This is a genomic window from Posidoniimonas corsicana (assembly GCF_007859765.1).
GTDB classification, from domain to species: Bacteria; Planctomycetota; Planctomycetia; order Pirellulales; family Lacipirellulaceae; genus Posidoniimonas; species Posidoniimonas corsicana.
In genome coordinates, this window is the sequence record NZ_SIHJ01000002.1 from 349,751 (window position 1) to 376,443 (window position 26,693).

A 26,693-nucleotide genomic window follows, 5' to 3' on the forward strand; every position below is an offset into this window, starting at 1 on the left:
GACAAACCGCCCCTCCGCTCGCCCAGCGCATCGCCCCGCGGCGCCTAGCCAGCCGGGCGCCGCGATTATACTTTCAAGGGTCATGCCCTCCATCTACCAATACGACGTCCTGGTCATCGGCGCCGGCCACGCCGGGACCGAAGCCGCGCTGGCCGCGGCCCGGATCGGCGCCCGCACGGCCCTGCTGACCACCAACCTCGACACGGTCGGGCAGATGAGCTGCAACCCGGCGATCGGCGGGGTTGGGAAGGGCCAGATCGTGCGGGAAATTGACGCCCTCGGCGGGGCGATGGGCCGGGCGATCGACGCCGCGGGCATCCAGTTCCGGATGCTCAATCTTCGGAAGGGCCCGGCGATGCACAGCCCCCGCGCCCAGGCCGACAAGAAGGCCTACCAGGCGGAGGTAAAGCGGATTGTCGAGGAGCAGCCGAACTTAAGTCTGCGGCAGGAGGCGGTCGACGATCTGCTGCTCTGCTCCGGCGGGTCTCCCCTCCCGGCCAGCGAGTGCAAGGCAACATCCGGCTCCGACCACCGTGTGGCGGGGGTCCGAGTGAAGGGGGGCGCCGACTACCTGGCGCCGACCGTGATCCTCACCACCGGCACCTTCCTGCAGGCGATCATGCACACCGGCGAGGCCCAGACCGCCGGCGGCCGCGCCGGCGAAGGAACCACCGCCGGCATCAGCGGCGCGCTCCACGCGCTGGGCTTCCAGCTCGAACGGTTCAAGACCGGCACGCCGCCGCGCCTCAACGGGCGCACGATCGACTACTCCAAGTGCGAGCTGCAGCCGGGCGACGAGGCGCCGCAGCCGTTCTCGTTCCTCACCGACAAGCTCCCCGAGCCGCAGCTTGCCTGCCACATCACTTACACCAACAGCGCGGTGCACGATCTGATCCGCGCCAACCTGCACCGTGCGCCGATGTACAGCGGCCAGATCGACAGCACGGGGCCGCGGTACTGCCCCTCAATCGAAGACAAGATTGTGCGGTTCGCGGACAAACAGCAGCACCAGCTGTTCCTGGAGCCCGAGGGCCGCAACACCCAAGAGGTGTACGTCAACGGCGTCAGCACCAGCCTGCCGCGCGACGTGCAGGACTCGATGTTCCGGCTGATCCCGGGCTGCGAGGACGCCCAGATCATGCGGTACGGCTACGCGGTCGAGTACGACTACGCCCCGCCCGAGCAGCTCAAACCGACCCTCGAGACCAAACGTGTGGCGGGGCTCTACCTGGCCGGGCAGATCAACGGCACCACCGGCTACGAGGAGGCCGGCGCACAGGGCCTGATCGCCGGCGCTAACGCGGCCCTCGCCGTGGCCGACCGCGAGCCGCTGGTGCTGTCGCGCGACCAGGCGTACATCGGCGTGCTGATCGACGATCTCGTGACCCGCGGCGTCGACGAGCCGTACCGCATGTTTACCAGCCGGGCGGAGTACCGCCTGCTGCTGCGGCAGGACAACGCCGACCGGCGGCTGACTCCGCTGGGCCATCAGGTCGGACTGGTAGGCGAGGATCGCATCGAGCGGCTCCGCAAGAAGCTGGATGAGGTGGACCGGATCGCGAAGCTGCTCGCTGGCACACGGCACGAAGGGGTCGCGCTAGAACAGCTGTTGCGGCGCCCGGAAGTCGACTGGCAGGCGATCGTGCCCCACGCCCCAGAGCTCGCGGCCGCTGACCCGCAGGCCGCCCAGCAGGCGCTCTTTGACACCAAGTACGCCGGCTACATCAGCCGCCAGCAGACCGAGGTCGAACGGCAGCGTCGACTAGCCAACAAGCGGATCCCGGACGCCTTCGACTACGCGCGGCTAACCCACATGCGGGCCGAGGCCCGCGAGAAGCTGACGGTGATCCGCCCCACCAACCTCGACCAGGCGAGCCGCATCCGGGGCATCACGCCGGCGGACATCACGCTGCTGATGGCGAATCTGCAACCGAGTGGGAAACCCTCGCAGGGGCGGTAGGCTAGCCGCTCTTGGCAGCGACGGAGACGGGTGTCCAGCGGCTCGGGCGTCGCGGTTACACGCCGTGGGGTTTTTCGCCGAGGGTCACCGCGTCGGCCACAAAGCAATATGACGGAACAACTTACGTCAACAACATCGATATTGACTGAGCCCCCTGGCCCGTTATAATTCGCTCACCTCTGGCAATTCAGGCAACCGGGGCAGGCATGGTCGAACGTGCCGTTTGCAGAACCTCGTAGAATTCCGTAGGTCAAGGGCAATAAGCCCGAGAGATTCCCTTCCGGGGTTTGGTCCCTTTAGGGGATTGGGATGCGAGACGCCCGTCGGACGCCCTCCGTCCGCGGCCCTTGCGGACCGCAAACAGCGCGGCGACTGACCGCCGGAACCTGATTGTCAGCCTGCTGAACCACGCCACGGTCGTCTTTCCCACCGGCGCCGGCGCGGCACGGACTGTCACACCATTCACTAGGGAGAGGAGTGGTTAAGCGAATGAAAACCGTCTTTACAACGGGCGAAGCCGCCAAGATCTGCAAGGTAAGCCAGCAGACCATCATCCGCTGCTTCGACTCGGGCCAGCTCAAGGGTTTCCGCGTGCCGGGCAGCCGCTTCCGCCGTATCCCGCGGGACCAGCTGTACGCGTTCATGCGTGACAACGGCATCCCGACCGACGCGCTCGACAGCGGCAAGCGCAAGCTGCTGATTGTCGACGACGACGAGGACCTGGTCGACCTGCTGGTGGACCACTTCCAGCGCGACGGCCGCTTCGACGTCCGCAGCGTGAACAACGGCTTCGGCGCCGGCATGATGATCAAGGAGTTCCGCCCCGACCTGGTGGTGCTGGACATCATGCTGCCGGACATCAATGGCCTGGAAGTCTGCCAGCTCGTCCGCGGCGACAAGACTATGGACGACGTGCGGATCATCTGCATCTCGGGCATGGTGGAGGAAGACAAGATCCAGAAGCTGCGTGACGCCGGCGCCAACGACTTTATGAAGAAGCCGTTCGACGTCGACGCGCTCACCACGCGGGTCTGCCAGCTGCTGGACGTCGAGACCGCGGCCTCAAGCTGAGGCGCCCGCGCCCCATGCCCCGAGCCCGCGTAGTGTCCCGACGAACCGCCGCCCCCCTGCCCCGCCGGGCCTCGCTCGGCGAACCTTCCGCGGTCCGTGGCCGGCGGGTCGCGGCGGTTAAGCCGCTGCGCGTCGACGCTCCTCACCCCGCCAAGGCGCCGCACACGTCGTTCGACGACAGCGAGTTCCTGCGCGCCGTTGAGCACGCCAAGCTCGACGCCATGAAGGAGCTCGCCTACGGCGCCAGCCACGAGATCAACAACCCGCTAGCCAACATCGCCGCCCGCGCGCAGACCCTGCTGCGGACCGAGCGCGACGAGGCCAACCGGCGGATGCTCACCGCTATCCATCGGCAGGCGATGCGGGCGCACGAGATGATCTCCGACCTGATGCTCTTCGCACGCCCGCCGCGGATGCAGAAGGAGACGACCGACCTGACCGCGCTTGCGGCGCGGGTGGTCGGCGAGGTCCGACCGCTGGCCGAGGAACGCGGGATCCTGCTGGACCTTGCGCCGGCGGAGAGGGAGATCGCCGCCGAGGTCGACCCGGTTCAGATCGAGGTCGCCGTGACGGCGATCCTGATCAACGCCGTCGAGGCCCTCGACTCTGGCGGCGAGATCGCCACGGCGGTTCGCTTTACCGGCGAGGGGTGGGCGGAGCTTGAGGTCGCCGACAATGGCCCCGGCATCCCGGCAGAGGTCCGGGAGCACCTGTTCGACCCGTTCTTTAGCGGCCGCGAAGCGGGACGCGGGCTAGGCTTTGGGCTGTCCAAGTGCTGGCGGATCGTTACCGAGCATGGAGGCCGGATTAACGTCCAGAGCGCGCCGGGTCGCGGCGCAGTGATCACCCTGCGGCTGCCCGGCGCCCACCCGATGGACTAGCGCCGGCGGCCAGCCCCTCCCCATCAGGTCACGATGGCGGACCGAGTCCCCAACACCCACGTGCAACTAGTCGTGCTGACCCCCGAACCCGGGGTGGCCGACCGCGTGGCCGATCGAATGACCGCCCGCCGCCACATCGAGGGCGAGGGGCTGGTATCAGTAACGGGTGAGTTGAACTGCACGCACACCGCGGTAGTACGCCCGCGGTCACATGCTCCAGATTGGGCCGGCGTCGTGCGAACGGTCCGTTCCACCCACCGCCCTGATTGGCTCCTCGCCGCCGGGATAGCAACCGCAGCTAGACAGCCCACCCCAACTCTAGGACCCGCGCCGGTCGGCTATGTCCGCGACGCCCTAGGCGCCCCGACTCAGATCTCGCTTCCGCTTGACCGACCTTCGATCATGGTCGCCCACGCCGCCGGAGCAGACGCAGTCGCCGACTGGCCCGCTGATATCGCTTCGGCGTGCTGCGACCTCGGGTTGGCCTTGGCAATCCTGGCATTGGTCGAGGCGGCCCCCGACGACGCCGACCCAGAGTGGCGAAACCTCGCGCAGCAACAATCGACGGCCGGCAAACTCGGCGCGGCGTTCGGCGGGCTCTGGCGCCGCCCATCGATGGCGAAGGAAGCGGTGAGCCGGCTGGCCGGCCGCTGGAAAGGCCTCGACGAGTTGGTCGATCTGGTCGAGCGGTCTGCCGCGTCTGACTGCTCGACGATTGCTCCGCCTAGGCGCTCCTAACGCCGTGCTGAGCCGCCGTCCGCGCACGCGCGTCCCTCCATTCGCGCAGAACCGGCGTCAATTCATCGTTTCTTCGCGCTTCGCTCGGCGGGCTTCGCTATGTTGGCCGGTCTCACCGACCCACACGCCACGGCCTAGGAGGCTACCGTGTCCCGCCTGCATTATTTCGCGTTTGTCGTCTTCCTTGCCCCCACCGCCTGCTGGTCCCACGATGGAGAGGATCACGACCACGCGGCCCCTGCTCCACCGACCGGCGCCGCCTTGCCCAAGGCGATGGTGCTGCCGCGTGTGGAAGGACCCACTCCATGGTCCGACAAACCGGTTCTGGACGACCCGGAGCGGTTCCAGATCGCCATCATGACCGACCGCACGGGCGGGCATCGGCCTGGGATCTGGATGGACGCCGTCAACAAGCTTAACCGGCTGCGTCCGCAGTTCGTCATGTCCGTGGGAGACCTAATCGAAGGCTACTCGCAGGACCGCAGCCGTGTCGAGAAGCAGTGGGACGAGTTCCTCGGGTTCATCGACCAGATGCAGATGAAGTTCTTCTTCGTCGCCGGCAACCACGACCTCACCAACCCGATGATGCATGAGGTCTGGCGTGAGCACTTCGGCGCCGAGTGGTACTCGTTCGACTACCAGCGGGTGCACTTCGTCTGCCTGTCGAGCGAGGACCCCAGCCAGCACCTCAGCGAGGAGCAGCTCGCCTGGCTCGAGCAGGACCTCGAGGACCACGCGGACGCGAGGTGGACGCTGGTGTTCCTTCACAAGCCGCTGTGGGTGTACGCCGAACGGGACATCGCCGCCGGCAACCCCGACAGCACCAACTGGAAACGGGCGGAGAAACTGCTCGTTGACCGCCCGCACACCATCTTCGCCGGGCACGTGCACCACTACGTTGAGTACCAGCGGAATAGCCAGCAGTACTACTCGCTCGCCACCACCGGCGGCGGCTCGCAGCTGCGGGGCAACGAGTACGGCGAATTCGACCACGTGATGTGGCTCACCATGGAACAGGACGGGCCGCACCTGGTCAACCTGCGGCTGGACGGGATCCTGGAGCCCGGCGTGGTGACCGAGGAGGGCATCAACCGCTTCAACAGCTTCCTCGCCAACACTTCGCTGTCGATCGAGCCGATCCTGATCGGCACGCGTGAGGACGGCTTCTCCGAGGGCGAGGTCGTCCTGAAGGCAGCCAACGACTTCGAGGAGCCCGTCGTCGTAGAGGGCGAGATCGACGGGCTGCCGCTGCGCGGCCTCACGGTCGACCCGCTGAGGATCAAGCTGACCGTCCAGCCGAACGACGCCGTCGAGCAGCGCGTCCGCATCCGGTTCGCCGAGCCGATGGAGTTCACCTCGCTCGCCCGCACGTCGCTGACCGCCTCGATCCGCACCGAGGGCGACGAGCCGCTGAAGAGCGAGCGGACCTCGCCGGTGGTGATCGACCGCCGGTTCGAGCTGCCCGGTTTGGCGAACCTGCCGCCCATCGACGGCCAGATCGAGGAGTGGCCCAGCACGTTCGAACAGACGCCCGAGAAGCCGCTGGTGCTGGGCGAGCCGCTCAGCTGGCAGGGCCCGACCGACGGATCGGCCAGGTTCTTCGCCCGCCACTCGGGCAACCGGGTCTACGTAGGGGTCCGCGTGACTGACGACCGGGTCGTCCCCGGCGACGACCGGGTTGAGCTGCTGATCGACCCCCGCGGCATGGGCGCCCGGGTGCGGAACGCGGACTACAAGCGGACCGGCCTGTCGATCACCGCCTACGCTCCCGACGCAGATGGTCAGACCAAGGTCGACGCCCGCCGCCTGCGCAACAACCGGGTCTACAAGAACGTCAACGCCGAAGCGAAGCTGACCGATGAGGGCTACGACATCGAGTTCTCGGTCCCGGTTAAGCTGTTCAAGGAGATCCAGGGCAAGGAGTGGGGCAGCGTGGCAGGCACGCTGGTCCTGCACGACGCCGACGACGCCGACCAGGACCCGGCCCAGGTGCTGTGGCGGGGGTCCGACCGGCTGCGGAACGTCAACACGGGCTTTGGTCAATTCGTGCGGGAATAGCCGGCCGCGGTGAAACGCTTTGCGTTCTAGTGGTATAGGGCTTAGGCTGCTGTGCAGACGCCGGCCCACCTATGCCTCTTCCCCAGGACGCACGATGAACCTCACCCGCCGACACTTCGCCAGCGCCGCCGGCTGCGCCGCACTGGCGCCCGCCGCCCTGACCGCCGCTGAGCCGGACGCCAAGCAATCATCGAGCGGTTGGCGCGGCAACCCGATCGCGGTCTCGACGTACTCGTTCTGGCGATTCAAGGACGACTCGAAGCTCTCCATCGAACAGTGCATCGACGAGTCCGCCCGCATGGGGTTCGACGCGGTCGAGGTCCTGCACATCCAGATGGAAAGCGAAGACCCCGGCTACCTGCAGCGGCTCAAGCAGCGGGCATTTGTCAACGGAGTCAGCCTGTGCGGGCTGAGCACACACCAGGGGTTCGTCTCGCCCGACGCGGAGGTGCGGCAGAAGAACATCGACCACACTATCCACACGATCGAGCTCGCCTACCAGCTCGGCATCCCCACGATGCGGGTCAACACCGGACGGTGGGGAACCAGTAAGAGCTTCGACGACCTGATGGCCAACCGCGGCATCGAGCCCCGCCTGCCCGGCTATTCCGATGACGACGGCTTCGGCTGGGTGATCGAGTCGCTCGAGAAGTGCCTGCCGGCCGCCGAGAAGTGCGGCGTCACCCTCGGGCTCGAAAACCACTGGGGCCTGGGCCGCACCCCCGAAGGCGTATTACGGATTGTCGACGCGATCGACTCCCCCTGGCTGCAGTGCACGCTCGATACGGGCAACTTCCTAGAGGACCCCTACGACAAGCTTGAGCTCATGGCGCCCAAGACCGTGTTCGTGCAGGCCAAGACCTACTACGGCGGCGGACTGTGGTACTCGCTCGAGCTCGACTACCCCCGCATCGCCGCCATGCTACGCGAGCACGACTACCACGGCTACGTCTCGCTCGAGTACGAAGGCGAACAAGACTACCGCACCGCTATCCCGAAAAGCTTGGCGCTGCTACGCAAGGCGTTCAGCGCGTAAGCCTTAGTAGCCAACCGGCCGGGCCGCTGGGACCCCAGCGACCCGGCGTCGGTTGCTCGTGCTGTTGTTGCAGCGGCGTTCTACATCGACCCGTTGCCGACGCCGATCACGCCTACCGCTACGCGGGCGCCGGCGTCCCCGGACGGCTGGCTCTTCAGGTCGTCCTCGCCGGCGTGCACAACCATCGCGCGGCCCAGCACAAAGTGCAGCGGCGCCTCGTCGACCCTCACGTCGACGTTAGCCTCGCCGTTCTCGTCGGCCTCGATGTTGCCGAGGTCGCCCACGTGACGCTTCTCGGAGTCCGGCCCGCCGTGCTCATGACCTTCGGGATTGAAGTGGCCGCCGGCGGACTTGCCGTCGTCGGACCGCAGGTCGCCGAACTCGTGGATGTGGAAGCCGTGCTTGCCGGGGGTCAGGCCGGTGACCTTGCCGCTCACGCGGAAACCCTTCCCCTCGCCACGCAGCTCGAGCGTGCCGGTCACGCCGCTGTCGCCCATGGCGGCCAGCTGCACCACCCCGTAGTTAGGCATTTGCACGTCGTCCGCCATCGCCTGATGGTCGGGCGTCGCGTGCTCGCCGATGGCGTGCCCGGAAGGGCCAAGCTTCTCGCCGCCCTCATCGAGGGCCGGCTTCTGCATCTCGTGCTCGGCGGGCATCTCGCACCCGGCAAGCGGGATCACCGCAGCCAACACCGCCGGCGCCGCCCACACTTTCACGTTCTCGATTGATCTCATCGTGGTCCTCCTCAGGGTCGAGGGAATGTTCAAACAGACGCGGGCATCGCCCACGATGATTCCACTCGCACACCCCGCGCCAACCGCTCGCCGCGGCCCTGCGATGGGCAGGACCGCGGGCGTGCTGGGCGATTAGCGACCAAGGAGGACCGGCGGCAACCAGCCCCTAGGCTCGCCGGCGAACAAGACCGCAAGCACCGGCCGCGAGCCCTGCCAGCAGCAGCACCGACGCCGGCTCGGGCACCGCCTGGACAACGTCAATCTCGAACAACAGCGGCGAGGTGTTCGGCGCGGACAGGCCGTCGTCGATGCCGTTGAACGGGTTGACGCCGTCGAACGGGTCGCGGTACTGACCGCCGGTGTTGTCGACCCCGTAGAAGTTGAACTGCAGGTTGGTCACGCCGGCCGCCAGTACAGGCGAGGCGTCGTCGTTGACGGTTACCAGCGTCGAACCGAAGTCGCCGGCGTTGACCGTCCCGGGCAAGTCGGACTCGAAGTACCCCAGCAAGTCAAACGAGCCGCCGTTGTCCGTCGACGTGTAGACCGTGAACGTGGAGAAGACTCGGCCGTCCTTGCCGTTGTTGCCGGTCAGCACCTTGATGGCGCCAACGTCAGCGGCGGCGGCCAGGTCGTACTGCACCCGCTTGGTCGGCTCGCCGGCGGGCGGGAAGTCGTTCAGCAGGCCGGTCAGGCCGGAGCCGAGGATGCCGGCCCCGTCGGTCAGCGCCGCGAGCTGATCGGCCGGCGCGGTGTTCGCCGGGTGCCAGCCGAGGTCGCCGGTCAGCTCCGTCCCGATCAGGCTGGCGATCAGGTCGCCGCTCTCGATCTGGGCGTCGAGGCTGTCGGACTCTGGACCGTGTTGAGTGGAAGAAGTGACGGCCGCATTGGCGGTGGCGGCCGCGGTTAGCAGACAACTAGCAATCCAAAACCGCTTCATTAGACAAGCCCTCAAAGGTGAAGAGACGCGGAAGATCAGGTAGTCGAGAATTGAGAGAAGCCGCGACAGTCACTGCCGTTGCCGCGCGGCCCTAAGGCCGCCCACGGCGGCCAGCGCCGCCAAGACCAGACCCACGGCCGCCGGTTCGGGCGCCGCGGAGGCGCCCACCGCCGTGGCGGACAGCCCGTAGTTCTGTCGCCAGAGTTCGTAGTCGCCCTGGTCGATGACCCCGTTGTTGTTGCCGTCGGCCCCCTCGCCTGGAGCGACCGAATCGTCGAGCGAGTCGCGCCACGTGGTGTAGTCGGCCGCGTTCACGAACCCGTCGTTGTTGTAGTCGCCAATCAGGCCTTCGGTCGGCGGCAGCACATCGATCTCCCAGATGAGCGGCGACTTGAACGCGGGCGAGAGCTCATCGTCCTCGCCGGTGAACGGGTTCACGCCGTCAAAGGGGTCCGCCAGGCGGCCGACGTCGTCGTTGTCGACGGCGTAGAACGAGAACTCGATGTTCGTCACGCCCGACAGCATCGTCGCGTTGGCGTCGTCAAAGATGCTGGTGAGGGTCGCCGATTGCGCGGGGTCGAAGGGAGCCACCGGCGAGTTCTCGTTGTTGACCGCCCCCGATGGGTCGGACTGGAAGTAGCCCAGCTCCTGGAAGGTCGCCCCATCGGTCGAGTACAGGATTGACACCGACATGAAGATGCGGCCGTCGGCGTTCAGCCGGTTGCCCGACAGGATGTTGATCTTGCCGATGTCCGACGGCGACTCCAGCACGTACTCCACCACCTTCACCGGCGCGCCGGACACCGGCATGTTGCCGCCGTCCAAGAAGTTCTCGTTGAGCAGGCCCGCCAGGTTGCGGACCCCGCCCAGCCCGTCAGTGAAGATCGGCAGGTGGTCAGCGGGGTTGGTGTTCGCCGGGTGCCAACCGAGGTCGCCCACGTTGGTGTACACGCCGGGGTCGTTGAAGCTGACGGGCTCGTCGACCAAACCCTGGATGAGGTCCGAGTCGGAAATCAACGCGTCAAGCCCGTCGAACGAGGCGTCGTGCAGCGATGAAACGGTGACCGCCGCCTCTGCGCTAGTCCACGCAGCCGCCGCGGCCACAACCACACACCCCAAGAACCTCTGCCAATGATGCTGCACAACAGGGCGCCTTTCGATCCAGCGGTGAGGAGACTCTGCTTGCTCGACTTCGCGGGGAAGCCGCGCCGACGCTCGCCGCCGTGGTCGAGGATGAGGGCAGCAGGCGGACGCCAACGCAGCAAGACCAATACTCAGATCGTAAACCGCCGCGTCTCCTACAAACTAGTAAAATCGGCGCACTTCGATACTATCAGATCGTCAGCGCCAGCAACTGCTTCACTACACATGCCCACGACTTGGCGGATGCGCAAAGTGCGTTGATCGCCTGCGCAACTCCCGGCGGGCCGTTCTTCGACACGCCGTGTTTGATCTGTTAGCATCGAAGAGGCGCAGCGCCCCTCGGTCCTGAACGGCGCGGCCGCCTTCTCCTCACTCATCACACGCAAGCAGCTATGCGAATCACATCACGGTCTGGTTTTACGCTGGTCGAGTTGTTGGTGGTGATCGCCATCATCGGCGTGCTGGTGGCGCTGCTGCTGCCCGCCGTGCAAGCGGCGCGAGAGGCGGCGCGGCGGTCCCAGTGCAAGAACAACCTCAAGCAGCTCACGCTCGCGATGCTGATGCACCAGGACACCCACAGCTCGCTCCCCAGCGGCGGCTGGTTCGGCCAGTGGCTCGGCGATCCGGACCGCGGGTTCGGCAAGAACCAGCCGGGCGGTTGGATCTACAACATCCTTCCGTACGTCGAGGAGCAGCAGATCCGCGACATGGGCGCTGGGCTCACCGACCGAGGCAAGTGGCCGGTCTTCCAGCAGCGCGACCAGATGCCCATCGGTATGATGAACTGCCCCACCCGCCGCGGGCCCAACCCCTACCCCAACGACCAGGGCCACGCCGCATTCAACTCGCGCCGCTCACCGTACCACGCGCGGGCCGACTACGCCGCCAACGCCGGCGACGTCCGTTACCTGGAGAACTATGTCGTCAGCATCCTCGGGACTAAGCGCACGCCAGAACAGGTTCTAGCCGCCGACAACTGGCCCCAGAAGCTGAACTGGACCTCGGGCATCATCGCCTCAGGCACCACCATCCCGCTGCGTGCGGTGACCGACGGCGTCAGCAAGACCTACGCCCTGGGCGAGCGGAACATCAACACCAACAACTACGAGGACGGGCACGAGCACGGCAACGACTGGTCCATGTACTGCGGCCTGCAGGACGACCTCGCGCGTTCCACTTACCACTACGCCCCCGATGACGAGAGTCGCACGCCCATCCAGGACACGCCCGGCCTGGACTTTGAGGACCGCTTCGGCAGCGCGCACCCCGGCGGGTGCCACATGTCGTTCCTCGACGGGTCGGTGACCATGATCGCCTACGACATCGACCCGGAGGTGCACCGCCGCAACGGGCACCGTTCCGACGGCGGCGACGATCGGGCCACCAACGAGGACCCCGGCCCCCAATAGCCGGCTAGCCTTGCGAGCTGACCACGATCTCGGCGATCGGCCCGGCGCCCTCGCGCGATGTCTCGATGCCTAGCGCGTCGCCGGCCTGGTAGGCGGCGGGGATCTTCTTGCTCGGGTGGGTAACCTTCACCCGGTACGCCCCCACGCAGACGCCGCGGATGCCATCGCCCCTGCCCTTGAGCGCCGCCGGCAGGTCGTCCGCCGAGACGCTGATCTTCGCCATGCCCGAGCTGTCGGTCGTGGCGGTGGCGGGCTTCGCCCAGCTCGTCATGAACACCTCCGGCTCAAAGGTCACCTCGGCGCCGGCCAGCGGCCGGCCGTCCATCAGCACCTTCAGATCGAGCCGCCGGAAGCCAACCCCGCCGGACTCCCAATCGGAGAACCGCGACCGCAGCTCCCCTACCGTGATCGCGCCGTCGGAGTCCTTGTCGTACAACGCCAGGTGCTGCTTGATCGACGGCGCCGCGTCGAGCTCTCCGCCGGACAGGCGGCCGTCGCTGTCGGCGTCGTACGCGGCCAGCGCCTTTTGGGCCATGCCGACAGGGTCAAACTGCGGCTCAACCGACGCCGGCCGGCCCGAGCAACCAACCAGCGTTCCCGCAACGACCACCAGCCCAACACGTGCAAGCACTTCAGCACCTCCATCAAATGTTATTAACATGCGTTTGAGGTCACGAAGCCCGGTGTGAGCCGCGGCTTGACGAGCTCGCACGCCCCAGCACGCCCGCCGTACCCTTCGCACCGGTCCCGCTCCCGGATCATCGGTCGTAGTTCTGTCCCCTTCTACGACATCGATCCTTAGGGACAAAAGTCGGGGGGCTCTTGGAGCGCGAGAATCGTTTCGTGCTTGTATAGCAGTGTCTAACGAAACCTCAATTCTTGAGTCGGCCGACTTTTGTCCACCCATACTCGCCGATAGGGACAAAAGTTATCTCTTCCGCCTACCAACCAGCCGTGCGTCTTCCACCGCCATCACCCCAGATCGGACGGGCGGATCCCAGGCGACCGCCGCACAGCCGCCGCGCAGCGACGCCTTAATTGGACCACGGCAGGTGGCCGTTTTCTACTCGAAAGTTCACATAGTATCGGTTTGCGTGGCGGTCGGCGCCGCCGGACGGTGATTTGCAGAGCGAGTCCCCTCCCCCGCGCCTCGCCCGAGGTCCCGCCATGCGTAGCCCCCGTCCAAGCTCCCGTTCAACGCACCGCTTCGAGCCGCTCGAAGACCGGATCGTCTTCGCCGCCACGCCGATCGACCTGGGCGGAACAACGCCGCCGTCCGACCACCATGAGACCATCTACTCTCAGCCCGCCGCCGGGATCTACCAGAACGGCGACGTGGTGACGATCCACGGGACCAACCTCGCCGACAAGGCGGAGGTGTCGCGCGTGGTGCAGCAGTTTGACATCAACACGCCGCCCATCGTGCTGACCATCGTCAGCCTGGGCCACTACGAGCTGGTCGACGGCCAGCCGACCTTCGTCGAGACCCACGCGCAGGTTATCGCCGGCTCGCCCGCGAAGGTGGTGTTCCACGGCTACGACGGGGACGACCAGTTCGACAACCACACCGCCATCCCGGTGCTCGCCTACGGCGGCGACGGCGACGACACGCTCCGCGGCGGAAGCGGCCCCGACGCGCTCCACGGCGGCGCCGGCGATGACCAGCTGTACGCCAAGGCGGGTGACGACATCCTCCGCGGCGGCGCCGGCAACGACGGCCTGTACGCCGCGGCGGGGTTCGACCAGCTCTTCGGCGACGACGGCGACGACCACCTGGTGAGCCTGGCCGGGGGCTACGCGGTGCTGACCGGCGGCGCTGGCCTGGACGGCTTCTGGCTGGCCCCCACCGACCTGGCGGCCGACGCGTCGCCGGCCGAGCTCAACAGCAACGCCGTGCACCAGGTCGACGCGTTCATGGGCTACAGCTTCGACAAGGGCGCGACCAGCACTCCGGTCGGCAAGCAGCTCACCGGCGGCTCGCTGGCCGACCCGCTGCCGATCATCAACGAGGACAACCCCGTGCCGCTGTCCCTGCAGAACTTTGCGGACCAGCCGCTGTTCGCCAGCGGCGGCCCCAGCAAGGAAGACATCTTCCAGGGGAGCGTAGGCGACTGCTACTTTGTCGCGACGCTCTCGGCCGTGGCCGACGCGTACCCCGACTACATCCGGCAGATGGTCACCGATCTGGGCGACGGCACCTACGCCGTGCGTTTCTGGGACGCCGGACAGGAAGTCTACGTCCGCGTGGACGCCGACCTGTGGGTCACCGGCGACGGCGCGCTCCGCTACGCGAAGCTCGGGCAGGAGGGCTCGCTGTGGGTGGCGATCGTCGAGAAGGCGTTCGCGTTCTTCCGCCGCATGCAGGGGACCTACGCGTCGATCGCCAGCGGCGACCAGACGCTGCCCGGGCAGCTTAACCTGGTGAAGTCTTACTGGACCATCGACGACGGGGTCGACCCGCAGGACGTGGTCGACTGGCACGCCGCCGGCCAGCCCGCCGGCCCCCTGCAGGACGCGATCAACGCCGGCGTGCAGGAACTGCTCGCGTGGACCGACAGCCAGCTGCAGGCCGGCTACGCCATGTACACCGGCGCCCGCTCAAACGTCAGCAACTACCTCGCGATCCAGCTGGACGACCCCGAGCTAGAGGGCAACCAGAGCACCTACCGCCGCGGCCAGCACATCTTCATGATCGACAGCGTGCTGCGCGACAACGACGACAACCTCACCGGCCTGCGGCTCCGCAACCCTTACGGCAGCTACAAGAACATCACCGACCCGACGCGGCTCTACTTCTGCATCGGCCGCGCGGTGCGGTGGTCGCCGCCGCTCAACCTCAACGAGAACCTGTTCCAGGGCGGCCTGTTCGAGTACGAGGACACCCCGCTGCCCGACAACCCGTACACGCCCGGCGCCAGGCTGCAGCGCTCGCCGCTCGCCCCGCCGGTGCGGGCCGCCTTCGCCACCCTGGCCGACACGCGGACGCCCATCGAAGACCCGCCGCTCACGCGCGAGACCAACGACCGCGACACAACCATCACCGCCATCGACGACGCGCTGGCGACCGACTGGTCGGCCTTCGGCCTGCGTGGTTCGCGGTGATCGGAGCGGACGCAGAGGGAGCTCCTGCGCGAGCGGAACGCCCTCGTGCGTCAGGCGTCAGTCATCGTCGTCCCGCACCTTCGCCTTGGCGATCACCTCCTGCTGAACGTGGCCGGGCACGGGTTCGTAGGCAGCGAACTCCATCGTGTAGCTGCCCTGGCCGCCGGTCATGCTGCCGAGCGTGCGGGCGTAGGTCATGACCTCCGCCAGCGGCGCCTTGGCGGTGATCACGGTCAGGCCGCCGGGCGCCTGGTCCATGCCCAGCATCTGGCCGCGGCGGCCGGAGAGGTCGCTGCTGACGTCGCCCACGTTGTCGGCGGGCACGGTGATCTCCAGCTTGACGAACGGCTCCATCAGCGCGGGCCGAGACTGCTTGAACACCTCGGCGAACGCCTTGCTGGCCGCCATCTTGAAGGCGGTCTCGTTGGAGTCGACCGGGTGGTCCTTGCCGAAGTGCACCTCGACGCAGACGTTCTGCACCGGGCAGCCGGCGATCACGCCCTGGCCGATCCGCTCCAGGAAGCCCTTCTCGATGGCCGGCATAAAGTTCCCGGGGATCGCGCCGCCGACCACGGTGTCCACCCACAGGAAGTGGTGCTTGGCGTGGTAGTGCGTGTGCTTGAGCTGCGGGAAGCGGTCCTTGGTGGCGTACTCATCCGGGTCGGCGCCCTCGGGCAGCGGGTACATGCGGATGTGCACCTCGGCGAACTGCCCCGCGCCGCCGCTCTGCTTCTTGTGGCGGTAGCTCCCCTCGCCGTTGGAGGTGATGGTCTCGCGGTAGGGGATCTTCGGCTCGTGGGTCTCGATCTCGACGTGGTCCCGCCGGGCGACGCGCTCGCGCACCAGGTTCAGGTGCAGCTCGCTCATGCCGGTCAGCACGGTCTCTTTGGTCTCCGGGTCGTGCTCCACGTGGATGGTGGGGTCTTCTTCCACCAGCTTGTGCAGCGCGGTCGACAGCTTGGCCTCGTCGCCGTGGTTCTTGGGCGACACCGCCAGGCCGATCATCGCGGTCGGGAAGTTGATCGGCGGCAGCTCCACCTCGCCCAGCGACATGCCGGTGTGCAGGTCGTCGCACTTGGCGACCGCCACGATGTCGCCCGGGCCGGCCTCGTCGACCGGCTCGGTCTTGTCCGCCTGCACGCGCAGCAGCGCGCCGAGCTTCACGCCCTTGGGCGCTTCGGCGCTCGGGACCACCGAGTCGCGTTTGAGCGTGCCGGAGTACACGCGGATGAACGACAGCTTCTGCACGAACGGGTCGACGCGGGTGCGGAACACCTGCGCGGCGAGCGGCGCCGACGGGTCCGCCTTGAGGGTCACCTCGTCGCCCTCCTTGCGGGCCTTGTGGGGCATCTCGCAGGGGGAGAAGGCCTCCTCGGCCAGCATGTCCATCAGCTCCTTGACGCCGATGTCGTTCTTCACGCTGACGCACACGATCGGCGTGACCGTGCCCTGCTTCTCGGCCTCAACGGCCAGCCGCGCCAGCTTCTCGTGGTCCGGCTCCTCGCCCTCGAAGTACTTCTCCATCACCTCCTCGTCGACCTCGATGATGGTCTCGACGGCGGTCTCGTGAACGGCGGCGAGGTCGACCACGGTCGATTCGCCGTGCACCGGGTCGAGCGAGCCGATCACCTCGTGGAAGCCGTCGCCGGTGCCGTCGGGCGCGTCGAACAGCACGCAGCCCTGCCCGAAGGTTTCGTGGATGGAGTCCAGCAGGCCCTGGAAGTCGACGTTGTGGTCGTCGAGCTTGGTGATGCAGAGGATCCGCGCCAGCCCGGCCTTGCCGGCTTCTTCCCAGACGCGGCGGGTGTTAACCTTGATGCCCGCGTGCGCGTCGATGGTGATCAGCGCGGTGTCCACGCCGCGCAGCGCGCTGATGGTTTGTCCGATGAGGTCCGGGTATCCCGGCGTGTCGAGCACGTTGAACCACTTGCCCGCGTGCTCGAAGTGGGTGAGGGTCGCCTCGACCGAGTGCTTGTGGTGCTTCTCCTCCTCGTCGAAGTCGCAGATGCTCGTGCCGTCGTCGACGCTGGGTCGACCGCTCACGGCGCCGGACTTGACGAGGAGGGCATCGACCAGAGAGGTCTTGCCCGATGAACCGTGTCCGCACACCGCGATGTTGCGGACATTTTCGACATTGATAGCCATAGTCGCCTCCGAGAGCAGAAAAGGAAAAGGAGCGGAGGAAGGACGAAGCGTCGCGCAGGGCGTCCGTCGAAACAGGATCTCGCGTCGCGTGCTGCTGGTCGGGCGGCTCCTTTGATGGGAGAAGAGAAGGGATCCCCGCCGGACGGCCCGCGTCGCTAGGCGGCGGGGACCGGGCTGCCAACTCCATTGTCGCCCGCCGGCGCGGCGGCGCAAAGGCGCTCCGCAGGAATCCGTCAGAGGTCGCGAAGAAAAAACGAGGCAGCGCGGCAAGCGTGTTCCACGCCGCGTGTGTACAGCGTGTGCGCCCCGGCCAGCACAAGTCTGGCGGGCGTCGTGCGCCGGCGGTCTAGTCGCCGGCGACCTGCACCGCTTCGGACAGGTCGATGGCGCCCTCGTACAGGGCGCGGCCGATGATGCACCCGGCCAGCCCCGCCTGGTGGAGGGCGCGGACGTCGTCGATGGAGGTCACACCGCCGGAGGCCACCACCGGCAGCTTCACGGCGTTCTGCATCTCGGCCATCGCGGTGATGTTGGGACCCGACATCATGCCGTCGGTGGCGATGTCGGTGTAGACGATCGCCGCGACGGGCTCGTCGTTGAATCGCTGGGCCAGCTCCACCGCGGGGGTGTCGGAGGTTTCGAGCCAACCGTCGGTCGCGACGCGGCCGTCACGCGCGTCGATGCCGAGCACCAGGCGGTCGGGGAACTTGCGGACAATCTCCTGGAACCAGTCCGGCCGCTTGATGGCCGAGGTGCCGATCACCAGCCGGTGCAGGCCGAAGCCGAGCAGCTCGAGGATCGACTGCTCGTCGCGGACGCCGCCGCCGAGCTCCACCTGCATGTCCACGTTCGCGACAATGTCCTGCACGGCCGGCAGGTTGACCGACGTCCCCTCGCGGGCGCCGTCCAGGTCCACGACGTGCAGCCGCTTGGCGCCGGCCGCGGCGAACTGCCGCGCCACCCCGACGGGGTCGTCGTCGAAGACCGTTTCCTGTTCGTAATCGCCCTGACGCAGGCGGACGCACTTGCCGCCCCGCAGGTCGATTGCCGGCCAAACTTCCATCGCGAATCCTAGAGGTTTCTTAGCTCTGCCCGAGCCTCTACTATCGCAAATGGGGGTACCGCATTCAACCCGCGGCCCGCGGCCGTATTCCGCCCCCGGCGGTCAAGAACGCCGCGGGACGCCTACAACTCGGCGAAGTTCTTTAGCACCCGCAGACCGTCGGCCTGGCTCTTCTCCGGGTGGAATTGGGTGGCGAACAGGTTGTCACGCTCGATCGCCGCGCAGAACGGCGATCCGTAGTCGCACCGCGCCGCAACAACGCCCTCGTCCTCGGGGACAACGTAGTAAGAGTGCACAAAGTAGAAGTAGGCGTTGTCTTGCACCCCGCTGAACAGTCGGGTCGGTTTCGCGAAGGCGGCCTGGTTCCAGCCCATGTGCGGCACCTTCAGCTCCCGCGGCACGTCGAACTTGACGACCCTACCCGGCACCACGCCCAGGCCCTGGTGCTCGCCGTCCTCGTAGCTGACGTCAAACAGCAGCTGCATCCCCAGGCAGACGCCGAGGAACGGCCTGCCGTCGGCGATCGCCTGCTGGATCGGCTCCACGAGCCGCTTCTTGCGGAGCGCGGCGATCGCGTCGGCATACGCGCCCACGCCGGGCAGCACCAGCTTGTCCGCGGCGGCGATCTGCGCGGGGTCATCGGTGATGACCGCGTCGTGGCCGACCTTCTCCAGCGCCTTCTGCACGGAGCGGAGGTTGCCCATCTCGTAGTTGATGATCGCCAGCATAGGTGCGAGGCTCGGGTCTCGGGGCTCAGGGGAGTCCCCTAGTTTAATCCCGACGGGCCCGGGGCGGCATGGGGGCCCGCGAGGCGCGAGGAGCAACGCCGAGGGCTGGCCGCAACTGTCTACCGGCGGCGCACCACCTCGGGATAGACAACCACCTCGATCCGGCGGTTCGCCTGACGCCCCGCATCGGTGGCGTTGGACATCCGCGGGTGGTTCCCGCCGTGGCCGATCACAAACACCTGCTGGGCCGGGACGTTGGCGCCGCGGGTCAGCAGGTCGTAGGCGGTAGTCGCCTGCGCCACCGACAGGTGGTGGCTGGTGGGAAACTGCGGCGACGCCGGCGGCGCGCTGTCGGTGTGGCCCTCGATGCCGATCACCTGCTCGGGGTAGGCGGCGATCACGTCGGCAGCAACCCGCATCAGCAGCTGGTCGCCGCCCGGCTTGAGCTGCGCGGCGCCGGGCTGGAAGACCTCGTCCGCGGGGATCGAGATGCGGATGGTGTCGCCGTCCTGGCGCACGTCGACCCCCGGCAGGCTGCCGACGCTGAGCGGACGCAACAGCGTGTTGTTGGCGCGGATGCCGGCCGGCCCGGGCGTCTTAACGCTGGCCATCATGGCCTGCGTCTTGCTCTGCAGCTGGGCGCGTTCCTGCTGGAGCCCGGCGAGTTGGTCGGTGGTGGCGCGGAGCTGCGACTGCGTCGCGGAGACCTGCTCGCGGAGCAGCTGGCTCTCCTGCCGCGACTGCGCGAGCAGCGATTCGAGCTCCTGGTTGTCGCGGTCCAGTTCCGCCGCGCGGTTCTGGAACTGCTGCTGTTGCTGGGCGAGCGTCTGCTGCTGCTCAGGCGAGAGCGAGATCGCCTGCGCGGTCTGCTGGTCCGGACGGAACACAACCCGCCCGCAACCAGTCAGCATCGACAGGCACACGAGACAACAGATTGTTTGCCGGGCGCTCATCCGTGAGGCAATCCGGTAGGAAGGGGCGGGCACGTCCGCACCGCCGCGGTGCTAGCGGCGGGTGATCACGTGGCGGAGCGTAGCACCCCGGCCGCGCGGGGCCAAGGGCAGTTGGCGGGCGGCTGGTTTCGGGTATAGGGTCTCGGGTTTCGGAATCCTGGAGGCCGCTAGCGGCCTTTCAGCGAATCGGCCAGACGTGACAGCATCTTCGCTGTGCCCTGGCTCAGATCCCACGCCTCACGAATCTCTTCACGGGAGAGGAGCTTCAGACGAACTGTGATCTCAAACTGTGTTTCAAGCTCCATCACGGATCCGCGGGCCATCACGACGAATCGGCGGTAGTCCCTACCACCGCGGCCGTACCCCTCGGCGATGTTACTCGGCGCCGAAACGGCCGCTCGCTGCATCTGGGAGATTAGCCCGAACCGCTCCGAGTCCGGTAGCAGTTGTGTGACCTTGTACACCGCCTCGACCAGTTCCATCGCCCGCTGCCAGACATCCAAGCTGCGATAGCCTTTGCGGGCGGCGGCCATGAGTTTTCCCCTCTGTATCGAAACCCGAAACCCTCGACCCGAAACCCGCCTTCGCTAGCTAAGCTCCAGCGACATCGCCAAGCAGTTAAGCCGCGAAGCGGTGTCGCGGGCGGATCGTCCAGCGGCGCTGGCCTGGTCGGCGCGGAGATAGCCCAGCCGCACGGCCGCCTGCATCTGGGACTCGAGTTCGGAGAGCGACTCACGCGCGTCGAGCACGTACTGGCGGTACTCCTTGCCGCCGCGGCCGAACCCTCGGGCGAGCGTCCGGGGGACGGTGGCCGAGATGCGTTGCATCCGCTTGGTCAGCTTCTTGCGGTCGTCGTCGGGGAGTGTACGGGAGATCTCCCTGACCGCTCCTACTAGCTTCATCGAACTCTGCCACGCGTCCAACCGGCGGTAGCCCTTGCTCGAGTTAGCCATGGATCAATTCCTGAGGGGCAGACTCTGCGCCGCCGTCGCCGACGGCGGTCGTTCCGGCAAGCGTAGCTTGCGGAAAGTCCGCTGCGCGCGGCTGCTCAGGAATCACGCTCGGGTACACTCCGTAGAACCGGCGAATGAAGTTCCGCCGCCAGGGCATCGGGGCGTGGGGCGACCAACCCATGCGGGCCATAAAGCGGTCGGACAGGCGGCTGTTGGCGGCGTCGCAGACGATGGCGTCGGTGCGTTTGATCTCCGCCACCAGGTCCAGCGCCCGCAACGCGGCCAAGAAGGTCCGGTAGCTGGCGCCGCGGGTAGTGGCGACATACTTCAGCGCCAAGAAGTTTGGGCACCGCAGCGGCTGGTTGTAGTACAGCCGGCAACGGTCCTCGGGCCCGCGCTCGTGGTAGCGGTCGCCGACCGGCCACAGCTCGCGGGCGGAAAGCAGCTTCGGCCACGGTCGGAGCGTCACCGACTCCAACCGCCCGCCGCGGGTCTCAATAACCCCGTAGCGGCGGACACGCACCCGGTCGCGCCCGGCGTCGAGGTCGACGATCGTTTCTTGCCAGAGCGGCATCGGTCTGGTGCGGGGCGGCCGTTAGGACCAGCTCACCTGCAGCAGGTTCTCGATGCGGTCGACGCCGTCGAGCCGACGCACCAGCTCCTGCGCCATCTGCTTCTCGAAGAAGGTCGTGACGTTGCCGTGCAGGCGGACCTCGCCGTCGGCGGCCTCCACCCGCAGCTTGCCGCCCGGCACGTGCGGGCTGGCCGCCAGCGCGCTAGAGACGCGGTCGCTGAGCAGGTCGTTGGCGGGGGTCGTGGTCGCGGCGGCGGATTCGATCATGGCGTGAGGCAAGAGTCGGGAGGGAAACGGGGCGGCGAGGGGGAGGGGCGGGCCCAACCGGATCAGCCGGGCCCGTAGAAGAATAGATCGTCCCCCGCGCGCCGCCACGTTAAGCCTGGCAGGTTTTTCCCACAGGGTAACTGCGCGAAAGCGTTCGGGTTGCGACGGTTGCGTGGATCCCGTGGCCGGTTGGGTCGACCACCACCCGATCGGCGCCGCCAAGGCCCGCCCCCGCACCGCGTGCAGGGATCGCCAGCCTGACCTGCAGCTGCTTGCCCGCCGGCGGCCACAGACCGCCGCCCTGCGGCAGTTCTGAAGCTTCGCCGGGCTAGTAGACCCCGACCGTGGTCCCACCGGCCAACCGGCTGAACGGCCGCACGCCGCTGATGCCGTCCCAGGGGTACGCCTCGTAAGGGCGTTCGCGTTCGCCCTCGTCGCGTTCGAGGAAGCCGGGGACGAAGAACTCCTTGGTCAGCGTGGTGAGCTTCGAGCGGCCAGTCTCGCCGTAGCCGACCACTCGGTCGGTGTCGTCAAAGTCCACCACCTGCAGCACGGCCCGCGGCTGCGGGGCGTGGTAGGTGATCTTGTACTTGTTCTCGGCCGTGACCGGCTCGCTGCACGCCAGGCCCATTAGGGTGTTGCCGTAGGTGGGCGTCATGTACACGCCGGACTTCTCAGGCGGGCCGCCGAACAGCTCCTCGACGCAGAACTTGGTCCACTGCGGCGTAAACTCGGTGCCGCCGGAGAAGATGCCCGTAATCCCGACCTCGGCCAGGCTCGTGCCGCGTTCTTCAAGCTCCAGGCAGAGCGACTCGATCAGCTTTGGCGTGCCGAACATGCACTTCACTTCGTGCCCGGCGGTGAGGATCGTGATCGCCTGGTCGATGCAGTGCTTCTTGTACTCCTCGACCTGATCCATCTTGCCCTTCTTGATGAGCTTGATCACCCACCGCGGGTCGAGATCGATGCAGAAGCAGATGCCGCCGCGGTGCTGAGCCAGGTGCTCCACCGCCAGCCGCAGCCGCCGCGGTCCGCTGGGGCCGAGCATCAGCCAGTTGGCGCCGGGCGGGAAATACTGGTCCGGCAGCGTGTCGGAGAAGTTGGAGTAGTCAGTGCGGAAGTCGTCGATCGCGATGCGGCTCTTGGGCACGCCGGTGGTGCCGCCGGTCTCGAACACGTAGACCGGCTTGTCGGCCAGGCCCTGGGGCACCCACCGCCGAACCGGCCCGCCGCGGAGCCATTCGTCCTCAAAGTCCGGAAACTTGTTCAGGTCCTCAAAGCACTTGATCTCGGTGAGCGGGTCGAAGTTGAGCTCCCGCTTCTTCTCCAGCCAGAACGGGCAGCCGGTGTTGTCGTTGAAGTGCCAGGCGACCGTCTCCACGGTGTGCGCGTCGAGGTCCTGCTGGGCTTGGTCCACCGCGGCTTGGAGGTTCGCTTCGCTCATAGGAGGGGTGAGGCCTGTAAGGAAGTTGCGTGAGGGGTGAGACATGCAACGATAGTCGCCCGACAAGCGGGTGGCAACGGGACCGGCCACTCAGGCACGGGCAGCGAACGCATGGGCACGGGTGACCGAGGGGCCCCGCCGCTCACGGGGCGGGCCGACGCGGCCACGTTCGCATCCAGCACGCCCGGCGCACAAAAACACCCCACTCAACCGAGCGGGGTGTGGGGTGGTTCGTTGGCTATGTATGCGGCGTTACTCTTCCGCCTCTTCCTCGCCGCCGTTGGCGCTGAGCTGGGCCAGCACCTGGATCACGCCGTTGAGATGGGCCAAGCGGGGGCCGAAGCGGTCGATGAACTCGCTCAGCATGAACTCGCCGTAGACCAGGTCCTCGCGGTTCTCCATGATCTCGTCGGTCATCCGCTCCAGGTACTCCACCTGGACCTGGCTGAGCGTCTCGGCGGCCTTGCGGCACCGCTTGGAGAGCTGCGGGTTGGCGGACTTCCACTGGTTGAGCTCGTTGGCCCGCTGCTTGTGCTGGGCGGCCATCGCGCCGACCAGTTCTTCCAGCAGCTCGTTGGTCCGGTCCTGAGCGGACAGCACCTCGCGGAGCAGCTCGTTGTGCTCTTCCGCAGGTGGCAGCATCGTATTGGGGGGCGAGCCGGTCGACACGTCAACCTGGGAAAACAGCGGGGCGAGCGGCGGCTTGTTCTCGGCCATAGCGGGGTCGGCTTCCTTGGATAACAGCGTTGATAAGAGCGAATGTGGCTGGCGCCGGTCCGGTTTGTCGTCCTGTTGCCGGCCTGTCCTGTCCGCTAGGGCCAGGGCCGGGCGTGACAGCACTGCCGGCTTCGACCCGCGGGTCGCAAACACCACCCGGCGGGTGGGGATGCCTGCCTTTTCGCCTAAGCCCTTACTTTAACGGAGGTCAAACAGGGAATCCAGCGTTTCGGCGCAAATCCGACCCCCGCGGCGCCAAGATTTGTCTCCGGTCAGGCGGGTCGCAGCGGCTGCTAAAGTCTGTCCGCTCCGGGTCCCGATGCTTGAAATGTGCGTCTGCCCAATTAGCCCTGCTATGCCGGCGCCAGCTGCTGACTGCTCTCCTCCTGATCGACGACTGCTGATGAATGTCCCGAATCGGGGACGCCGGGCCCCCTCCGTGGGGTACCTGGCGGTCCTCCATGACCCCCAACTCGGCTACACAGGAGGGCTGCTGATCGTTTCGGCAAGCGGCAGACCTCTCGAGTTCCACTGCTCCACGCCGCTGGCGGTCACCAGGGCGCAGGAGATCCTGTTCGGCGCCACGCTGTCGGCGCACGTCTGCGGCGAGCTCATCGGCGGCGCCCTGGTCAATGCCGCCAAGATCAAACCGACGCTGCTGCTGGTTCAGCACGCGGACGCCGCGCCCGCCGCCGGCCTGCCGGTCATGCTGCTGGCGCCGGCCGAAGAAACCGCGGACACGACCGACACCACAGAATCCCCGGCTGCCGACGAAGAGTCGCCCGCGTCACCCGTCCCGCTAACAGGCTTTGACGAGGAGGCCGCCGCGGAGGTCGAAGAGCTGCTCGCCACGCTCGACCAGCACATCGAGCTCGCCGAGCCGTTCGAGCGCGTTCACGAGGCGGTCCGCGAAGCACAGCGACTGAGCACGCCGGAGGCGCCCAGCAGTGTCGCCGCCTGACCAACACGCCGCCCCGAAAACCTGGTCTGTCGGCTCGGACGAGTTGGTAATGACGGTCGGCGCCGATCGTTTCGGCGGCACCGACGCGATCGCGTTCCCGCAGCCGCCGGTGGCCTCGGTGTCGGTCGCGGCGCCGCGGGTCCGCACCAACGGCTGCCTGCTGCCCGAGGGTGATGCCTTCCTGGCGGGCAGGAGCAACGCCGCCCCTCCCCCACCGCCGAGCGGCGATGCCGTCGGCCCTAGGCGGAGGAGCCGTCGTAGCTCGAAGCACACCCGCATCCGCCCGCCGCGCGACATCGTCAAGCTCTCCGATCGGCTGCAGTACCTGCTGCAGCCACCGCTGGAGTCGTTGCTGGCGGCCAAGAGCCTGCGGTTCCCGTTCCACCCGTTCCCGTACCAGCTAGACGGCGTGGCGTTCTTGTACCCGCGGCAGTCGGCGGTGCTGGCCGACGAGATGGGGCTCGGCAAGACGATGCAGACGATCACCACGATCCGCTTGCTCGCGCACAGCGGCCAGGTGCGGCGGGTGCTGCTGGTCTGCCCCAAGCCGCTGATCACCAATTGGCGGCGTGAATTCGCGCTGTGGGCGCCCGAATTGTCGGTCGTCACGGTCGAGGGCACGGGGGAAAAGCGCCGCTGGGCGTGGGAGAACTCGTCGGCCGTCGTGACGATGACCAACTACGAGACCGCCGTGCGGGACGCCGACACGCTGCACGAGTCGCAGCCCTACGACTTGGTCGTCATCGACGAGGCGCAACGCGTCAAGAACCGCTCGGGCGCCACGGCGGCCGCGGTGCGCGGCGTGCCGCGGCAGCGCAGCTGGGCCCTCACCGGCACCCCGATCGAGAACAGCCTGGACGACCTGGTTGGCATCTACGAGTTCGTCTCGCCCGGCAAGCTACGGCTCGGTCAAACCGCGCGACAGATCGGCGCGGCGGTGGGCGACTCGGTGCTCCGCCGCACCAAGGAGATGGTGCTGACGGACATGCCGCCCAAGATCGTCCGCGACGAGCACATCGACCTCAACCCAGAGCAGTGGGACGCCTACCACAACGCCGAGCAGAACGGCGTGCTGGAGCTGGAGGGCCTGGGCGAGGCGATCACCCTGCAGCACGTGTTCGAGCTGGTGCTGCGGCTCAAGCAGATCTGCAACTTTGACCCGCTCACCAAGAGCAGCAGCAAGCTCGACCGCCTAGAGGCCGAACTGGAAGAGGTCGCCGCCAGCGGCCGCAAGGCGATTGTGTTCAGCCAGTGGGTCGACGCCATCGATGTCATCGCCGAGCGGCTCGGCCGCTTCTCGCCCGCGCAGTACCACGGGCGCGTGCCGCACGCCAAGCGGGACGGCGTGATCGACCGCTTCAAGAACGACCCCGACTGCTCGGTCATCCTGATGAGCTACGGCGCCGGCAGCGTGGGCCTGAACCTGCAGTTCAGCGAGTACGTGTTCCTGTTCGACCGCTGGTGGAACCCGGCGGTCGAGGACCAGGCGATTAATCGTGCGCACCGCATCGGCGCCAAGGGAGCGGTGACTGTCACCCGCTACATCGCGATGGGGACTATCGAGCAACGCATCGACGACATCCTCGCGCAGAAGCGAGAGCTCTTCCAGAGCGTGTTCAGCGACACCAACGCGCCCCGCAGCTACGGGCTGTCGCGCGACGAGTTGCTCTCGCTGTTCCACCTGCAGTCGCCGCAAGGACGGATCGGCAAGGCGGCGTAGCTCCTGCGGCCGGCAAGGAGGTCGGTCTGACGCATGGCTGACGACTGCGGAAACTCTGCCGGCTGGGTTGTGGCCGCTGGGCGTGACGCCCGCACCGAT

Annotated in this window: 24 protein-coding genes; 10 read left to right on the forward strand and 14 right to left on the reverse strand. The window is 67.3% G+C overall.

The window, feature by feature from the left end; genetic code table 11:
- Window positions 1-82 precede the first annotated feature (82 nt).
- The 6 genes from mnmG to KOR34_RS17510 all read left to right on the forward strand — a co-directional run bounded on the left by mnmG (window position 83) and on the right by KOR34_RS17510 (window position 7,744).
- Window positions 83-1,960 carry a tRNA uridine-5-carboxymethylaminomethyl(34) synthesis enzyme MnmG gene (gene mnmG, locus KOR34_RS17485; RefSeq protein WP_146566565.1) on the forward strand — a complete coding sequence of 626 codons (1,878 nt, stop codon included), beginning with the start codon at window positions 83-85 and terminating at the stop codon, window positions 1,958-1,960.
- A gap of 489 nt (window positions 1,961-2,449) precedes the next feature.
- The gene (locus KOR34_RS17490) at window positions 2,450-3,031 is read left to right on the forward strand and encodes a response regulator (protein WP_146566567.1); all 582 of its coding nucleotides are present in this window, start codon (window positions 2,450-2,452) and stop codon (window positions 3,029-3,031) included.
- 32 nt (window positions 3,032-3,063) lie between these two features.
- Window positions 3,064-3,912: a sensor histidine kinase gene (locus KOR34_RS17495; protein WP_197531523.1), complete on the forward strand. Its 849-nt coding sequence runs from the start codon at window positions 3,064-3,066 to the stop codon at window positions 3,910-3,912.
- A 33-nt stretch (window positions 3,913-3,945) separates the two neighbouring features.
- On the forward strand, window positions 3,946-4,650 hold the full coding sequence (locus KOR34_RS26785; protein ID WP_197531524.1) for a hypothetical protein: 705 nt from the start codon (window positions 3,946-3,948) through the stop codon (window positions 4,648-4,650).
- Window positions 4,651-4,797: 147 nt separating this feature from the next.
- Window positions 4,798-6,708, forward strand: coding sequence for a metallophosphoesterase (locus tag KOR34_RS17505; protein ID WP_146566573.1), 1,911 nt, complete (start codon window positions 4,798-4,800; stop codon window positions 6,706-6,708).
- 94 nt (window positions 6,709-6,802) lie between these two features.
- Complete coding sequence (locus KOR34_RS17510) at window positions 6,803-7,744, forward strand: sugar phosphate isomerase/epimerase family protein (protein WP_146566575.1); 942 nt, start codon at window positions 6,803-6,805, stop codon at window positions 7,742-7,744.
- Between the two features lie 80 nt (window positions 7,745-7,824).
- Here the strand turns inward: KOR34_RS17510 and KOR34_RS17515 are convergent, their stop codons facing one another.
- The 3 genes from KOR34_RS17515 to KOR34_RS17525 form a co-directional block, all read right to left on the reverse strand.
- Window positions 7,825-8,478 carry a superoxide dismutase family protein gene (locus KOR34_RS17515; RefSeq protein ID WP_228714682.1) on the reverse strand — a complete coding sequence of 218 codons (654 nt, stop codon included), beginning with the start codon at window positions 8,476-8,478 and terminating at the stop codon, window positions 7,825-7,827.
- Between the two features lie 166 nt (window positions 8,479-8,644).
- On the reverse strand, window positions 8,645-9,415 hold the full coding sequence (locus KOR34_RS17520) for a PEP-CTERM sorting domain-containing protein (RefSeq protein ID WP_146566577.1): 771 nt from the start codon (window positions 9,413-9,415) through the stop codon (window positions 8,645-8,647).
- A gap of 69 nt (window positions 9,416-9,484) precedes the next feature.
- Window positions 9,485-10,558 carry a hypothetical protein gene (locus KOR34_RS17525; RefSeq protein WP_146566579.1) on the reverse strand — a complete coding sequence of 358 codons (1,074 nt, stop codon included), beginning with the start codon at window positions 10,556-10,558 and terminating at the stop codon, window positions 9,485-9,487.
- Window positions 10,559-10,950: 392 nt separating this feature from the next.
- Between KOR34_RS17525 and KOR34_RS17530 the strand changes: the two genes are divergently transcribed.
- Window positions 10,951-11,967, forward strand: coding sequence for a DUF1559 family PulG-like putative transporter (locus KOR34_RS17530; RefSeq protein ID WP_146566581.1), 1,017 nt, complete (start codon window positions 10,951-10,953; stop codon window positions 11,965-11,967).
- Between the two features lie 4 nt (window positions 11,968-11,971).
- Here the strand turns inward: KOR34_RS17530 and KOR34_RS17535 are convergent, their stop codons facing one another.
- Entirely contained in the window at window positions 11,972-12,598 is a 627-nt protein-coding gene (locus tag KOR34_RS17535) for a hypothetical protein (protein ID WP_146566583.1), read from the reverse strand.
- A 536-nt stretch (window positions 12,599-13,134) separates the two neighbouring features.
- Between KOR34_RS17535 and KOR34_RS27330 the strand changes: the two genes are divergently transcribed.
- Entirely contained in the window at window positions 13,135-15,069 is a 1,935-nt protein-coding gene (locus KOR34_RS27330; protein WP_146566585.1) for a C2 family cysteine protease, read from the forward strand.
- Between the two features lie 57 nt (window positions 15,070-15,126).
- Here the strand turns inward: KOR34_RS27330 and KOR34_RS17545 are convergent, their stop codons facing one another.
- The 10 genes from KOR34_RS17545 to KOR34_RS17590 form a co-directional block, all read right to left on the reverse strand.
- Window positions 15,127-17,214 carry an elongation factor G gene (locus KOR34_RS17545; RefSeq protein WP_146566587.1) on the reverse strand — a complete coding sequence of 696 codons (2,088 nt, stop codon included), beginning with the start codon at window positions 17,212-17,214 and terminating at the stop codon, window positions 15,127-15,129.
- Between the two features lie 346 nt (window positions 17,215-17,560).
- A complete protein-coding gene (hisA, locus tag KOR34_RS17550; RefSeq protein WP_146566589.1) occupies window positions 17,561-18,277 on the reverse strand; it encodes a 1-(5-phosphoribosyl)-5-[(5-phosphoribosylamino)methylideneamino]imidazole-4-carboxamide isomerase in 717 nt (238 codons plus the stop codon).
- A gap of 122 nt (window positions 18,278-18,399) precedes the next feature.
- Complete coding sequence (hisH, locus tag KOR34_RS17555) at window positions 18,400-19,005, reverse strand: imidazole glycerol phosphate synthase subunit HisH (protein ID WP_146566590.1); 606 nt, start codon at window positions 19,003-19,005, stop codon at window positions 18,400-18,402.
- Between the two features lie 119 nt (window positions 19,006-19,124).
- On the reverse strand, window positions 19,125-19,916 hold the full coding sequence (locus KOR34_RS17560; RefSeq protein WP_197531525.1) for an OmpA/MotB family protein: 792 nt from the start codon (window positions 19,914-19,916) through the stop codon (window positions 19,125-19,127).
- Window positions 19,917-20,125: 209 nt separating this feature from the next.
- The gene (locus KOR34_RS17565; RefSeq protein WP_146566594.1) at window positions 20,126-20,491 is read right to left on the reverse strand and encodes a four helix bundle protein; all 366 of its coding nucleotides are present in this window, start codon (window positions 20,489-20,491) and stop codon (window positions 20,126-20,128) included.
- Between the two features lie 54 nt (window positions 20,492-20,545).
- Window positions 20,546-20,911 (reverse strand): four helix bundle protein, encoded by a 366-nt coding sequence (locus tag KOR34_RS17570; RefSeq protein WP_146566596.1) that lies wholly within the window; start codon window positions 20,909-20,911, stop codon window positions 20,546-20,548.
- Entirely contained in the window at window positions 20,904-21,485 is a 582-nt protein-coding gene (locus KOR34_RS17575) for a hypothetical protein (protein ID WP_146566598.1), read from the reverse strand. Before KOR34_RS17575 ends, KOR34_RS17570 begins: the two co-directional genes overlap by 8 nt.
- 21 nt (window positions 21,486-21,506) lie before the next feature.
- Window positions 21,507-21,752 carry a BON domain-containing protein gene (locus KOR34_RS17580; protein WP_146566600.1) on the reverse strand — a complete coding sequence of 82 codons (246 nt, stop codon included), beginning with the start codon at window positions 21,750-21,752 and terminating at the stop codon, window positions 21,507-21,509.
- 328 nt (window positions 21,753-22,080) lie between these two features.
- Entirely contained in the window at window positions 22,081-23,196 is a 1,116-nt protein-coding gene (locus KOR34_RS17585; protein ID WP_197531527.1) for a hypothetical protein, read from the reverse strand.
- Window positions 23,197-23,448: 252 nt separating this feature from the next.
- Window positions 23,449-23,913, reverse strand: a complete 465-nt coding sequence (locus KOR34_RS17590; protein ID WP_146566604.1) for a hypothetical protein — start codon at window positions 23,911-23,913, stop codon at window positions 23,449-23,451.
- A 403-nt stretch (window positions 23,914-24,316) separates the two neighbouring features.
- Here KOR34_RS17590 and KOR34_RS17595 point away from each other — a divergent pair, with 403 nt between their 5' ends.
- Together KOR34_RS17595 and KOR34_RS17600 are read left to right on the forward strand one after the other, a co-directional pair.
- Window positions 24,317-24,874, forward strand: coding sequence for a hypothetical protein (locus KOR34_RS17595; protein WP_146566606.1), 558 nt, complete (start codon window positions 24,317-24,319; stop codon window positions 24,872-24,874).
- Between the two features lie 49 nt (window positions 24,875-24,923).
- A complete protein-coding gene (locus KOR34_RS17600) occupies window positions 24,924-26,594 on the forward strand; it encodes a DEAD/DEAH box helicase (protein ID WP_146566608.1) in 1,671 nt (556 codons plus the stop codon).
- The last annotated feature ends 99 nt before the right edge of the window (window positions 26,595-26,693 follow it).

Coding starts and splice junctions, on each gene's coding strand:
- KOR34_RS17560 (WP_197531525.1), bottom strand. CDS start 19,916: ATGCTGACTGGTTGCGGGCGGGTTGTGTTCCGTCCGGACCAGCAGACC.
- mnmG (WP_146566565.1), top strand. CDS start 83: ATGCCCTCCATCTACCAATACGACGTCCTGGTCATCGGCGCCGGCCAC.
- KOR34_RS17570 (WP_146566596.1), bottom strand. CDS start 20,911: ATGGCTAACTCGAGCAAGGGCTACCGCCGGTTGGACGCGTGGCAGAGT.
- KOR34_RS26785 (WP_197531524.1), top strand. CDS start 3,946: ATGGCGGACCGAGTCCCCAACACCCACGTGCAACTAGTCGTGCTGACC.
- KOR34_RS27330 (WP_146566585.1), top strand. CDS start 13,135: ATGCGTAGCCCCCGTCCAAGCTCCCGTTCAACGCACCGCTTCGAGCCG.
- KOR34_RS17515 (WP_228714682.1), bottom strand. CDS start 8,478: ATGAGATCAATCGAGAACGTGAAAGTGTGGGCGGCGCCGGCGGTGTTG.
- KOR34_RS17600 (WP_146566608.1), top strand. CDS start 24,924: ATGACGGTCGGCGCCGATCGTTTCGGCGGCACCGACGCGATCGCGTTC.
- KOR34_RS17530 (WP_146566581.1), top strand. CDS start 10,951: ATGCGAATCACATCACGGTCTGGTTTTACGCTGGTCGAGTTGTTGGTG.
- KOR34_RS17580 (WP_146566600.1), bottom strand. CDS start 21,752: ATGATCGAATCCGCCGCCGCGACCACGACCCCCGCCAACGACCTGCTC.
- KOR34_RS17575 (WP_146566598.1), bottom strand. CDS start 21,485: ATGCCGCTCTGGCAAGAAACGATCGTCGACCTCGACGCCGGGCGCGAC.
- KOR34_RS17565 (WP_146566594.1), bottom strand. CDS start 20,491: ATGGCCGCCGCCCGCAAAGGCTATCGCAGCTTGGATGTCTGGCAGCGG.
- KOR34_RS17545 (WP_146566587.1), bottom strand. CDS start 17,214: ATGGCTATCAATGTCGAAAATGTCCGCAACATCGCGGTGTGCGGACAC.
- KOR34_RS17510 (WP_146566575.1), top strand. CDS start 6,803: ATGAACCTCACCCGCCGACACTTCGCCAGCGCCGCCGGCTGCGCCGCA.
- hisH (WP_146566590.1), bottom strand. CDS start 19,005: ATGCTGGCGATCATCAACTACGAGATGGGCAACCTCCGCTCCGTGCAG.
- KOR34_RS17585 (WP_197531527.1), bottom strand. CDS start 23,196: ATGAGCGAAGCGAACCTCCAAGCCGCGGTGGACCAAGCCCAGCAGGAC.
- KOR34_RS17520 (WP_146566577.1), bottom strand. CDS start 9,415: ATGAAGCGGTTTTGGATTGCTAGTTGTCTGCTAACCGCGGCCGCCACC.
- KOR34_RS17595 (WP_146566606.1), top strand. CDS start 24,317: ATGAATGTCCCGAATCGGGGACGCCGGGCCCCCTCCGTGGGGTACCTG.
- KOR34_RS17590 (WP_146566604.1), bottom strand. CDS start 23,913: ATGGCCGAGAACAAGCCGCCGCTCGCCCCGCTGTTTTCCCAGGTTGAC.
- KOR34_RS17490 (WP_146566567.1), top strand. CDS start 2,450: ATGAAAACCGTCTTTACAACGGGCGAAGCCGCCAAGATCTGCAAGGTA.
- hisA (WP_146566589.1), bottom strand. CDS start 18,277: ATGGAAGTTTGGCCGGCAATCGACCTGCGGGGCGGCAAGTGCGTCCGC.